We start from the raw sequence: 12,397 nt of genomic DNA on the forward strand, positions 1-12,397 counted from the left end.
TTCTTATTGGTCGAGGTCGTCCTGCTCTTGCGCCGGACGGTCTTTGGTGACGCGCACCAAATCCACCCGATACGCCGTGGCGTCAACAATCTGGAAATGGAGCGGCGGCAAATCAATGATTTCGCCCGGCAATGGTAACTGGCCTTTCTGAGCAATCAACAACCCGGCCAGCGAGGCATAATCCTCCTCTGGATTAACCAGTTGCTGGCTATCCAACAACAACTGTAGCGAATGCAGATCGGTACCGCCTTTTACTAACCAGCCATCGCCATCGGCGATAATGTCCGGGGTTTCATCCTCATCCGGGAACTCACCGGCAATGGCTTCCAACACATCCAGCGGTGTAATCAACCCTTGCACTACGCCAAACTCGTTGGTTACCACCACAAAACTCCCCTTCGCACGCCGTAACACGCCTAACAGATTTATCGGGTCAAGCGTATCCGGTACGATAATGGGCGGCGATGAGGCGGCAACGGTCGCCACATCCAACCCCGTCTCCAGCGCCACCAACAACTCTTTCGCGCGCACTACGCCAATAATTTCATCCAGTTCGCCACGACAAACCGGGAACAGGCTGTGGGGAGTATCAAGCAATTGGATGCGAATCTCATCCTGCGGACGAAGCGCATCGACCCAGGATACCTCCCCGCGTGGCGTCATAATGCTACGTACCGAGCGTGAAGCCAGCGTCAGGACACCATTGATCATATAACGCTCCTCATCCTTAAACGCTTCTTGCGGTAGCGCCTGCGCGCGCTCCTCTCCTTCGTTCAGGCTGGCCTGTTGGGTACCGCGCCGCCCGCCCATCAACCGTAAAATCGCTTCGGCGGTACGCTCACGCATCGGACGGTGGGCCTGGTGACGAATAAAGTTACGTCGCGCAATTTGGTTAAACAACTCAATCAGGATTGAGAAACCGATCGCCGCGTAGAGGTAGCCTTTCGGAATATGGAAACCGAAACCTTCCGCCACCAGGCTGAGGCCGATCATCAGCAGGAAGCTCAGGCAAAGCACGACGACAGTTGGATGTGCATTCACGAAGCGAGTCAATGGTTTTGACGCCAACAGCATCATTCCCATCGCGATCACCACCGCCGTCATCATTACCGGCAGGTTGTTCACCATCCCGACCGCGGTAATAACCGCATCGAGCGAAAACACCGCATCCAGAACCACGATTTGCACCACTACCGCCCAAAAGCTGGCGTAACTTTTGTTCGCGCCCTCTTCATGCTGACGGTTTTCCAGCCGCTCATGCAGTTCCATGGTTGCCTTAAACAGCAAGAACACACCGCCCAGCAGCAAAATAAGATCGCGCCCGGAGAAGCTGAAACTTGCCACACTGAACAATGGACGAGTCAGGGTAACCATCCACGAGATCAGCGAAAGGAGCGCCAAACGCATCAGCAATGCTAAAGAGAGGCCGATCAGGCGTGCTTTATCACGCTGCTTCGGCGGCAGCTTATCGGCCAGAATGGCAATAAAAACCAAGTTATCGATGCCGAGCACAATCTCCAGCACCACCAACGTCAGCAGGCCGACCCAAATTGAGGGGTCTAAAAGGAATTCCATGACAAGCTCCGGGCATTAAAACGTGACGACGCGATGTAGGATGTAGCGAACATACAACGAGGGATGAGACGGACGGCGGTCAGTACAACGCCTGGCGACGCTTGAGAACAAGCCGGATGAGCCGGCGGCAGAATAACGCTTCTTCGGTGACAGTCCATAGGGAGGGCTGAGGCCCATTACTCCTGTAACAATAATAGAGCCCTTACTGTATCAGCCGCGCAATCGACGTCAATATATTTACTTACATTTAACCTTGCTTTGCCACATAACTGCTTTATAAGTGTCCAGATGAGTTAATCAATGACTTAGGCCTCTAAATAGCTGAGCGTCGTCACATAATTTATTTTTTCACAGTCTAAAATAATTCGCGACGTAATGGCTTTCCATACCCATGCGGTATGAAAACTTATGTGACATCTGCCGCGCTAAATTTGAACCGGTTCATTGGCCGGATTCAGTGTCTCAGATGACATGGTTGGCGAAACAGTGCGACTAACTGGCTCGCTCAATATTGTAAACGGAGGTAGCAAGTGACTATTGCTATTGTAATCGGCACGCACGGTTGGGCCGCGGAACAACTGCTGAAGACCGCTGAAATGCTATTAGGCGAGCAGCAAAATGTCGGCTGGATCGACTTTGTTCCCGGCGAAAACGCTGAGACTTTAATAGAAAAATATACTGCGCGTCTTGCTGATTTGGACACCAGCAAAGGGGTACTTTTCCTCGTCGACACATGGGGAGGCAGCCCATTTAATGCCGCTAGCCGTATCGTGGTTGACAAGGAAAATTATGAAGTGGTCGCCGGCGTGAATATCCCCATGTTGGTTGAAACCTTCATGGCGCGTGACGACGATCCGGCATTCGCCGATCTGGTCGCCGTCGCGGTGGAAACCGGTCGTGAAGGTGTGAAGGCACTGAAAGCTAAAGAGCCTGAACCAGCGCCGGTTGCCGCACGCCCCGCCGCTGCCGCGGCACCGCAGAAACCATTAGGGCCGGACGATCACATGAAGATTGGCCTGGCACGTATTGATGACCGTTTAATCCACGGCCAGGTTGCCACCCGCTGGACCAAAGAAACCAATGTCACACGTATTATCGTGGTCAGTGATGAAGTGGCCGCCGATAACGTGCGTAAAACGCTGCTGACTCAGGTGGCACCACCCGGCGTTACCGCCCATGTGGTTGACGTCGATAAAATGGTGCGCGTCTACAACAACCCGAAATATGGTCAAGATCGGGTGATGTTGTTATTCACCAATCCGACTGATGTGGAACGTATTGTTGAACAAGGCGTACAGATCAAATCCGTCAACATTGGCGGCATGGCCTTCCGGCAAGGGAAAACGCAGGTTAACAATGCGGTTTCCGTCGACGCAAAAGATATTGAGGCCTTCAATAAATTAAACCAGCGCGGTATTGAGCTGGAGGTACGTAAAGTTTCAACCGATCCCAGACTGAAAATGATGGATCTCATTGCCAAAGTTGGCCAACAGTAACTGCAAATAAAAACGTCACGCTTGCCTGAGAACCTATCAGGCTTAACTCAGCTTATGAATGTCAGAGGAGAAGTACAATGGAGATTACCACTCTTCAAATTGTGCTGATATTTATCGTTGCCTGTATTGCAGGTATGGAATCGGTACTCGATGAGTTTCAATTTCACCGCCCGCTGGTCGCTTGTACCCTGATCGGTTTAGTTCTGGGTGACATGAAGACCGGTATCATTATCGGTGGTACGTTGGAAATGATCGCACTCGGCTGGATGAACATCGGTGCGGCGGTTGCCCCTGATGCCGCCCTGGCGTCGATTATCTCCACCATCTTGGTTATTGCCGGTGGGCAAAGCGTGGGCGCGGGTATTGCGCTGGCTATCCCCCTGGCGGCGGCCGGTCAGGTTCTGACCATTATCGTTCGTACCATTACCGTTGCCTTCCAGCATGCTGCCGATAAAGCCGCGTCGAATGGTAACCTTACCGCCATCTCCTGGATTCACGTTACCGCGTTGATTCTGCAGGCGATGCGTATTGCTATCCCTGCCGCTATTGTTGCGGTATCGGTTGGCACCAGCGTAGTCCATAACCTGCTGAGCTCTATCCCGGAAGTTGTCACCAATGGTCTGAATATCGCCGGCGGCATGATCGTCGTGGTGGGTTACGCGATGGTAATTAACATGATGCGCGCAGGCTATCTGATGCCGTTCTTCTACCTGGGTTTTGTTACCGCTGCCTTTACCAACTTCAACCTGGTTGCGCTGGGCGTGATTGGGGTGGTGATGGCCGCGCTGTATATCCAGTTGAGTCCAAAATATAACCGCGTTGCGGGCGGTGCCGCCACGGCCGGTCCGTCTCATAACGATCTGGATAACGAATTAGATTAATAAGGGGTGGGAAAATGGTTGATACAACTACAACGGCAGCAAAAAAGCTCACCTCCGGTGATATTCGCGGTGTGTTTCTGCGCTCCAACCTGTTTCAGGGCTCCTGGAACTTCGAACGTATGCAGGCGTTAGGCTTCTGCTTCTCCATGGTACCGGCAATTCGTCGCCTCTATCCGGAGAATAATGATGAGCGTAAGCAGGCAATTAAACGCCATCTTGAGTTTTTTAACACTCACCCTTACCCGGCTGCGCCGATTCTCGGCGTTACGCTGGCAATGGAAGAACAGCGTGCCAATGGCGCTGCCATTGATGACGCGGCAATCAACGGTATTAAAGTGGGTCTGATGGGTCCGCTGGCAGGCGTGGGCGACCCGATCTTCTGGGGCACCATGCGTCCGGTATTCGCCGCGCTTGGCGCCGGTATCGCGATGACCGGCAGCTTACTTGGTCCGTTACTGTTCTTTGTGCTGTTTAACGTGGTTCGCCTGTTATTCCGTTACTACGGTGTCGCTTATGGCTACCGTAAAGGTGTCGATATCGTTAACGATATGGGCGGCGGCTTCTTGCAGAAACTCACGGAGGGCTCCTCAATTTTGGGGCTATTTGTGATGGGGGCGCTGGTCAACAAGTGGACACATGTCAACATACCCTTAGTGGTCTCGCGGATTACCGACCAAACCGGTAAAACGAACGTCACGACGGTGCAAACCATTCTCGATCAGTTGATGCCGGGGCTGGTCCCACTGTTGTTAACCTTTGGCTGTATGTGGCTGCTGCGTAGAAAGGTCAACGCGCTGTGGATCATCATCGGCTTCTTCATCATCGGTATCGTAGGATACTGGATTGGTCTGTTAGGCCTGTAAGCGCTATCGCCGGGAGCATTCCTCCCGGCTTTTCTTTTCCTTTCATGCCGCAGGTTTTACGGCACCAGAACCTCTCTACTGTTAATCAGACCGCTTTACCGGAGTCAGTATGTCCCTCACCGATTACGTCATTATCGCGTTTATTGCCCTCTTCCTGCTGTATGCCATATTTGATGAATTCATCATGGGGAAGCTACGCGGTGAAACTCATCTGAAAATCTTACTTCAGCGCCGTAATAAGCTGGATAGTCTGATTTTTATCGGCTTGATCGCCATTCTGATCTATAACAATGCCATCCATCAGGGGCCGCAAATTACCTCTGTTTTATTAATGGCATTAGCGCTAATTGCCGCCTGGACTTTCTGGATCCGCCGCCCTAAGTTGCTGCTTAAAAAAGCGGGTTTTTTCTATGCCAATGCCTGGATAGCCTGGTCCCGCATCGGCGCCATGAACTTATCCGAAGACGGTGTTTTGGTTATTCAACTCGAACATCGTCGTTTATTGATTCATGTAAAACAATTAGATGATCTTGAGAGCATCTATAATTTTATGGTTAATAATCAATAGATTAAAATATAGCAAAAGGAATATTCCCTTTGCTATATTTATCAAAAAACCACACACTTTATCATTACATTTCTTAAAGGCAAACAAACCCGCAACAACATTGTTATTATTTAGACACCTTTCTTCTTTCAGGCTTTAAATAACAAGCCACGTCAAATTCATTATAAAAAAACGTGATTTCGATTTTAACATTATTTCTGGCTGTGTTAATGTAGCGCCGTCGTAGGGAATAGCTGCTTTTTCGATCAGTCGAAAAGACATCTGCCGCCATACTTCATGGCTCTCCCGGTTGAGGTCTCAATATCCATGAATCTTTCCGCCACGCTGATCCTTGCCTTCGGCATGTCGATGGACGCTTTTACCGCCTCGATCGGTAAAGGCGCGACTCTCCATCGTCCGCGTTTTCGCGAGGCGCTACGTACTGGTTTGATCTTTGGCATTATTGAAACGCTGACCCCGTTGATTGGCTGGGCGCTGGGTCAATTAGCCAGCCATTATGTGGTGCGCTGGGATCACTGGATCGCCTTTGTGATGCTGTGTTTCCTTGGCGGACGGATGGTTTGGGAAGGTTTTCGCCAGCGCGAAGTTGAACCGTTTCCGCTGCAACGTCATGGCTTTTGGCTGCTGGTGATGACCGCTATTGCGACCAGTATTGATGCGTTAGCGGTCGGCGTGAGTCTGGCTTTTTTGCAAGCCAATATCGTTCAGACCGCATTAATGATTGGCTGCGCGACTTTTATTATGTCCACGCTGGGTATGATGATTGGACGTTTTATTGGTCCTCTGCTGGGAAAACGCGCCGAAATTATCGGCGGTGTCGTATTGATTGGGATTGGCTGCTACATTCTGTTTAGCCATTTGGCGTAAAATCTGACTGGCGCTTAATCCCGTTGCCACAACGTGAGGGTAAAATCCGTCTCACAGAAAAATGCCGTCTCCTGCGCTAACCGTTGCCAAACCCCTTCATCCGCTCGCCAGGCAAATGGCGTCATCTGTAACAGCGCGGTCGCCGCTTCACCATTTAGGTGCAACGAATATCCCAGCGCTTCTTGTGTGACGCGTGTGAAACCCGCCAGTTGCTCGTCAGCCGTGTCATGTAACTTAATCTGTTGGTAAATTAACGCCTTAAACTGCATTAAGTGGCGTGGCCCCGGCGTTACCGTCAGTACATAGCCCCCCTTCTTTACCACTCGCGCCAGTTCCGCAGCTTTACAGGGCGCATAAATGCGCAATACCCCGTCCAGCGATTTATCCGCAAAAGGGAGCCGATGGCTGGATGCGACGCAAAACCGAATCTGCGGGTAACGCTTAGCAGCAAAACGGATAGCGACTTTCGCCACATCCAAACCATAGACCTGCAGATGGCCGCAATGTGCTAACGCATCAGCCACCGCATTGGTGTAATATCCCTCACCACAGCCAATATCCAGCACCGCGTCCGCGGTATCCGGCAACCGCTGTGCCCATATCTCCGCCACACGTTGTTGCAAAGGGCGATAATAACCGGCATCAAGAAAATCGCGCCGCGCCTGGATCATTTCCGCACTGTCGCCCGGTTGACGGGAACGTTTATGCTGTACCGGAAGCAGATTGACGTACCCCTCTTTCGCGCAATCAAACTGGTGATGTGCGCTGCAGATCCAGCTTTGATGTTCAAGCGTTAATGGCTGCTGACAGAGCGGGCAAAGCCAGGTCATGTATTCTCTCCGGGGCGGATAAATTAAGGCGCGCAGTTTACACGCTTCGGCTTGCTATCGTAACCCGCAGTTGTAAAAAGAAAAGCCCTGGCATCTGCGCCAGGGCTTTTACTTTATAGATTCAGTCGTTGGTTACTTATTCGTAACGCGCACGCTGCAATCGAAATCAGATCGCCGTAACGTTGACAGCAGCCGGACCTTTCTGGCCGTCCTGAATTTCGAACTCAACGTTCTGGCCTTCTGCCAGAGTTTTGAAACCATTGCTCTGGATAGCAGAGAAGTGTACGAACACATCTTTGCTGCCGTCAGCAGGAGTAATGAAACCAAAACCTTTAGACTCGTTGAACCACTTAACCTGACCTTTAATCTTTGCCATTTCGCAAATTCCTTAGAGTGTTTATTTGCCCGAAGGCTGACTTACAGAGAAACCAGAGACATTACTGAATGAGGCACTAATTAAGGTTCGGCAAGGAAGCGGTATTCAACGTCAACGTCTTTACTCTGAACTTCTTTACTGAAGATGCCATACATAAACAGAACTGTACCTCGTTTTGCCCAGAAAGCGTTATCACATATCCCATAATTAATGGCAAGCCATTTTTAAACAGTGATCGACATGCCGCACAATAAATAATTGCAATAACGCACACTTTGCACATATATGCATTGTTTCTGATATCGGTAACGTAGTCGACACAGTGCCTACCTAACAGACAGTAACGCCTTAACTTGAAGATTACTCTAGCCTAAAGCACCGCTTTCGTCTAATCCGATGAGCTGTTAACTGACTAACATAGCGACATTTTATTGCATAAATATGGCATAACATTATCAAATTTCTTCGATAAAAATCACCGCCCATTCGGTTAAATTTTACATTTCATCGTCGCGCTAAACTGTACAACAAAAATACTCAAGTACAATTTAATAATTAATTTGCACCAAAATCAGGAAACTATCCGGCCTGATGCCCCAATAAAAAGCACGCCTCCATTTTTCACACTAATAAGCTTTTGTTCAGCGCGGTTGTAAAAACTAATAGCCCGGCTTTACGGGCTATCGATTAACCATTCGGTGTTTAGGATTAATCCTGGCTAATATTATTTACCGACATTTTCTCGCCTATACGCCATGCGCGAAAACGGCTGCCATCAAGCCCGGCAACCTCCATTGACTGTGCTAAGGTTTGCGGAGGTTCATCTAATGATTCATCAGCCAGTTCAAAAACGCCCCAATGAATCGGTATCGAATGCGGGCAACCAATATCGCGGTGCAATGAAACCGCTTGTTCGGGATCCATATGCTGCCCGCGCATGAACCACGTTGGTGCATACGCGCCTACCGGCAACGCGGCTAAGTTAAACGGGCCAAGGCGCTGCGAAATCTCAAGTAAATTTTCACTATAGCCACTGTCACCGGTAAACCAGAAGCGTAGATTCTTAGTCTGCACCACCCAGCCACACCATAGCGAACGGTTGCGATCTTTCAGCGTGCGCATACTCCAGTGCCGAGCGGGAACGGCGTGAACGGTAAAACCGACATGCTGCGTACTCTCCCACCAGTCAAGCGCTGTGACCCGCCGTGCGCCCTGCTTAACAAACCACGCCTTTAATCCCAATGGCACAATAAAATGTACCTCAGGAAAGCGCCGTATGATTCGCTGAACGGTGGGCTTATCCAAATGATCGTAGTGGTTATGGGAAATCAGGACAGTGTCTAAGGAAGGGAGCTGATTAATGTTTAGCGACGCAGGCGTTTTACGCGCCGGGCCGTAAAAACGCAGCGGTGACGCTCGCTTTGACAAGGCGGGGTCAATCAAACAGTAGCGATTATTGTTACGCAGCAACAAGCAAGCGTGCCCTAACCACCAAACGGCGTCATCCTCGCCGCTCAGATCGGCAGGTTGCCACCATTGGCGGATAAACGCCTCATATCCCTCAGCGGGTGGAAAAGGTAGCCCCTGCGCTTTGCGTTCCTTACGCCAGCGCTGGAGGTCGCCGGGTTGGCGTAAATCCGCTTCGGGATTACAAAAACCTTCCGGCGTGTGATGCGCTTTTGATGGATCATACCAGGGATTCTTCCAAACCATTATCACCCCTCCAGGGCCTTATTCTGCGATTAGCGCTCTGGAATTAAGCGCGTAAAGTCTCTGTTGGCATCCTCAGTGGTTTCAGCCGTTTTATCCGTACCGGCGACATGCGCCGTTAGCTGGCGCAACATGGCATTTTGTTTCTTCTGTTCTTCCAACAATGCTTCCAGTAAGCGAATCTGTTCACTGGCGCGTACGCTGGCGCGGTTGATAAAAAACCAGGCGATAAGCCCAACAATTACCAGCGCCACGCTTATTATCATTGGCGCAAGCCCCGCCGCGCCATTTGTCATCTCATTCATAACTGCCTCAACGTTTGCCTCTTATCGCATCGGCACCTGGCCAATGTCACGCAGACGATTCTACCCGCTAAACCGTGAATTGGTAGCGAGCGCAGATAAAATCAGCCCCCGCCGCAGTAGCGATAGCACGCTTTCGGTCTCCTCCGATCGACGGCAAGCCTGACAACGGGCAAGCTGCTATGATTATGACGCGCAGCGAAGCGCGAAAGTGGCTTTTTCTTAAGGAGATAATATGAAGGTTGTGGTGCGAATTGTGATTGTGCTGGCGATTATTTGGCTGGCGATGTTATTAACCGGCTATGGTGTACTCACCGGTAGCAGCAAAAACGTTGCGGGGATGGGGTTACAATGCCAATACCTCACCGCCAGAGGAATGGTCAGCGCGCAATATCTGCATACTGATAGCGGCATTATTGGTGTTACAGACTGCCCGGTGTTGAAAAAAAGCACTGAAGTTGTCGATAACCATTAAAACTTACGCGGGTGAGCCTAAACTCGCCCGCGTTTTCCATCCTTTCTACTCAGAACGGATAATCATGAAAACCCATTTGTGCCGAGAGCTGTTTCGCCGCCCGATGTAACATCGCAACATAATCATTTTTACGCGCTTCGGAAAAGCGAATAGTCGGAAAGGAAATACTTAAGCCGGCAATCACCACGCCGAAACGGTCAAACACCGGCACCGCAATACAACGCAGCCCCTCTTCCTGTTCCTCATTATCCTCACCAAACCCCTGCGTTTTCACCCGCTCCAGCACCGGCAACAACTCTTCCGTACTGCCGACGGTGCGCGAGGTACTACGAGTGAAGGTCACTTCGTGTAAGATTTCTTTGATTTCGGCCTGGCTGCGCCACGCCAGCAACACTTTACCAATCGCCGTGCTATGCAACGGATTGCGCCGCCCAATGCGTGAATACATACGCAGGTTATACAGCGAGTCGATTTTGTGGATATAGACAATGCTGTCCTCTTCCAGTGCGCCAAGGTGGATCGTTTCTCGCGTCAGGCGTGACAGTTCGCGCATTTGCACATCCGCACTGCGGATCAGATCGACATTTTGTAATGCTCTGGCGCCCAACTCAAACAGCTTAAGGGTCAGAGCATATTTTTCTGACTCCCCTTCTTGTGACACATAGCCAAGCGTTTTCATGGTTTGTAGAAAGCGATAAACCGTGCTTTTTGACATCATCACGCGTTGCGATAGCTCGGTGATGCCGTTTTCCCGTTCTTCGCCCAACGCCTGTAAAATGCCAAACACTTTTAGCACCGAAGACACCGAATCCGGCTGTTTATCGATCTCTGCATTCGCCATGGTCTCAACCTTTTTGAAATCGTTTTATAAAAAATGGAACACTATTTCTAGTATACGATTGCCGACCAGAACTCCGCAATGATTAGCGATGAAAAGCCACGACACACACTGTGATAATTTTTTATCCATCAGAAAGATGCAATACGTGACGAAAATCATTAGCATGATGATATTCCCCCACTTTACCTTTCTGTTTATGCCGCAAACTGCTCACCCGGACGGAATTCCTGTCCCCCAGCGCTACGGCGCTATTGTTGCTATCGCGCTTGGTATTACCGTTGCAGTACTGGATGGCGCTATCGCCAACGTTGCACTGCCGACTATCGCGCGTGAATTACACGCCAGCCCGGCGGAGTCTATCTGGATTGTTAACGCCTATCAGTTGGCAATTATTGTCTCGCTGCTGTCACTCTCTTTTCTTGGCGACATCGTCGGCTATCGCCGCGTCTATCAATGGGGGCTGCTCCTTTTCTGCTTTACCTCCTTGTTCTGCGCCCTCTCGGACTCGCTCGGTATGTTGGCCTTCGCGCGCGTGTTGCAAGGTTTTGGCGGCGCCTCGCTGATGAGCGTTAACTCCGCCCTGATCCGAATTATTTATCCGCAGCGCTATCTTGGGCGCGGGATGGGGATCAACTCGCTAATCGTTGCCGTCTCCACCGCCGCCGGGCCAACGGTCGCGGCCGCGGTCTTATCGGTCGCATCATGGAAGTGGTTGTTCTTTATTAATGTGCCGGTCTGCCTCGCCGCGTTGGCATTGGCGCTGCGTTTTTTACCTGACAATGCGCAAAAAGCTCGCGGACAAAAGTTTGATACGCTGAGCGCCATCATGAACGCCCTCACCTTTGGGCTATTAATCTCCGCGCTAAGCGGCTTTGCTCAGGGACAAAGCGGCAAGATTATCCTTGCGGAACTGGTCGCTTTGCTGGTCATCGGTACGCTGTTTATTCGTCGTCAGCTGAAAATGCCGATACCGCTGCTACCCATCGATCTACTGCGCATTCCAATATTTACGCTGTCGCTTTGCACATCGGTCTGTTCTTTCTGCGCCCAAATGTTGGCGATGGTTTCATTACCGTTCTTTTTACAAAACGTAGCGGGACGTGATGAGGTCGCCACCGGCCTGTTACTTACCCCGTGGCCGTTAGCAACAATGGTGATGGCCCCGATTGCCGGTCAGTTGATTGAACGCGTACATGCAGGGCTACTGGGCGGTATTGGGCTGGCAATGTTCGCCGCTGGCTTGTTTGCGCTGGCATGGCTGCCTGCCGCGCCGGGCGATATGGATATTATCTGGCGCATGATCCTGTGCGGCGCCGGTTTCGGGCTATTCCAGTCACCAAACAACCACACTATCGTTACCTCTGCGCCACGCCATCGCAGCGGCGGCGCCAGCGGCATGCTGGGTACTGCCCGGCTGCTTGGGCAGACCAGCGGCGCAGCGTTGGTGGCCTTAATGTTTAACTTGTTCAATGAGCACGGCACGCATGCTTCCCTGCTACTGGCAGGCGTATTTTCCAGCGCCGCCGCCATCGTCAGCACCTCACGCATGACGCAGCCGAAGCACACCGCCGAGTAAGGACGGTCAAGGCCAATAAAAAAGGCGACATCCCTGT

14 protein-coding genes are annotated in these 12,397 nt (G+C 51.1%); 7 read left to right on the forward strand and 7 right to left on the reverse strand.

Going from position 1 to position 12,397, the window contains the following annotated elements; genetic code table 11:
* Positions 1 to 3 precede the first annotated feature (3 nt).
* A complete protein-coding gene (locus tag PMPD1_RS12300; protein ID WP_173634316.1) occupies positions 4 to 1,575 on the reverse strand; it encodes a TerC family protein in 1,572 nt (523 codons plus the stop codon).
* Between the two features lie 530 nt (positions 1,576 to 2,105).
* Between PMPD1_RS12300 and manX the strand changes: the two genes are divergently transcribed.
* The 5 genes from manX to mntP all read left to right on the forward strand — a co-directional run bounded on the left by manX (position 2,106) and on the right by mntP (position 6,250).
* Positions 2,106 to 3,071: a PTS mannose transporter subunit IIAB gene (gene manX / locus PMPD1_RS12305; protein WP_173634317.1), complete on the forward strand. Its 966-nt coding sequence runs from the start codon at positions 2,106 to 2,108 to the stop codon at positions 3,069 to 3,071.
* 77 nt (positions 3,072 to 3,148) lie between these two features.
* Positions 3,149 to 3,952: a PTS mannose/fructose/sorbose transporter subunit IIC gene (locus PMPD1_RS12310; protein WP_173634318.1), complete on the forward strand. Its 804-nt coding sequence runs from the start codon at positions 3,149 to 3,151 to the stop codon at positions 3,950 to 3,952.
* A 14-nt stretch (positions 3,953 to 3,966) separates the two neighbouring features.
* A complete protein-coding gene (locus PMPD1_RS12315; RefSeq protein ID WP_173634319.1) occupies positions 3,967 to 4,815 on the forward strand; it encodes a PTS mannose transporter subunit IID in 849 nt (282 codons plus the stop codon).
* 109 nt (positions 4,816 to 4,924) lie between these two features.
* On the forward strand, positions 4,925 to 5,383 hold the full coding sequence (locus PMPD1_RS12320) for a DUF986 family protein (RefSeq protein ID WP_173634320.1): 459 nt from the start codon (positions 4,925 to 4,927) through the stop codon (positions 5,381 to 5,383).
* Between the two features lie 306 nt (positions 5,384 to 5,689).
* Positions 5,690 to 6,250, forward strand: coding sequence for a manganese efflux pump MntP (gene mntP, locus PMPD1_RS12325; RefSeq protein WP_173634321.1), 561 nt, complete (start codon positions 5,690 to 5,692; stop codon positions 6,248 to 6,250).
* A 14-nt stretch (positions 6,251 to 6,264) separates the two neighbouring features.
* Here the strand turns inward: mntP and rlmA are convergent, their stop codons facing one another.
* The 5 genes from rlmA to PMPD1_RS12350 form a co-directional block, all read right to left on the reverse strand.
* Positions 6,265 to 7,080 carry a 23S rRNA (guanine(745)-N(1))-methyltransferase gene (gene rlmA / locus PMPD1_RS12330; protein WP_173634322.1) on the reverse strand — a complete coding sequence of 272 codons (816 nt, stop codon included), beginning with the start codon at positions 7,078 to 7,080 and terminating at the stop codon, positions 6,265 to 6,267.
* Positions 7,081 to 7,246: 166 nt separating this feature from the next.
* Positions 7,247 to 7,456, reverse strand: a complete 210-nt coding sequence (gene cspE, locus PMPD1_RS12335; protein ID WP_173634323.1) for a transcription antiterminator/RNA stability regulator CspE — start codon at positions 7,454 to 7,456, stop codon at positions 7,247 to 7,249.
* Positions 7,457 to 7,536: 80 nt separating this feature from the next.
* Positions 7,537 to 7,611: a DUF2627 domain-containing protein gene (locus tag PMPD1_RS22885; RefSeq protein ID WP_435529737.1), complete on the reverse strand. Its 75-nt coding sequence runs from the start codon at positions 7,609 to 7,611 to the stop codon at positions 7,537 to 7,539.
* 553 nt (positions 7,612 to 8,164) lie between these two features.
* Positions 8,165 to 9,169, reverse strand: a complete 1,005-nt coding sequence (locus PMPD1_RS12345) for an MBL fold metallo-hydrolase (RefSeq protein ID WP_173634324.1) — start codon at positions 9,167 to 9,169, stop codon at positions 8,165 to 8,167.
* A gap of 29 nt (positions 9,170 to 9,198) precedes the next feature.
* Positions 9,199 to 9,471: a YebO family protein gene (locus PMPD1_RS12350; RefSeq protein ID WP_173634325.1), complete on the reverse strand. Its 273-nt coding sequence runs from the start codon at positions 9,469 to 9,471 to the stop codon at positions 9,199 to 9,201.
* A gap of 232 nt (positions 9,472 to 9,703) precedes the next feature.
* On the opposite strand from PMPD1_RS12350, the gene PMPD1_RS12355 reads away from it, so the two are divergent.
* Positions 9,704 to 9,943, forward strand: a complete 240-nt coding sequence (locus PMPD1_RS12355; protein ID WP_173634326.1) for a YobH family protein — start codon at positions 9,704 to 9,706, stop codon at positions 9,941 to 9,943.
* Between the two features lie 49 nt (positions 9,944 to 9,992).
* Here the strand turns inward: PMPD1_RS12355 and kdgR are convergent, their stop codons facing one another.
* On the reverse strand, positions 9,993 to 10,784 hold the full coding sequence (gene kdgR, locus PMPD1_RS12360; RefSeq protein WP_173634327.1) for a DNA-binding transcriptional regulator KdgR: 792 nt from the start codon (positions 10,782 to 10,784) through the stop codon (positions 9,993 to 9,995).
* A 196-nt stretch (positions 10,785 to 10,980) separates the two neighbouring features.
* On the opposite strand from kdgR, the gene PMPD1_RS12365 reads away from it, so the two are divergent.
* Positions 10,981 to 12,360: an MFS transporter gene (locus PMPD1_RS12365; RefSeq protein ID WP_173636208.1), complete on the forward strand. Its 1,380-nt coding sequence runs from the start codon at positions 10,981 to 10,983 to the stop codon at positions 12,358 to 12,360.
* Positions 12,361 to 12,397: the final 37 nt, after the last annotated feature.

It is taken from the genome of Paramixta manurensis (genome assembly GCF_013285385.1).
GTDB lineage: Bacteria > Pseudomonadota > Gammaproteobacteria > Enterobacterales > Enterobacteriaceae > Paramixta > Paramixta manurensis.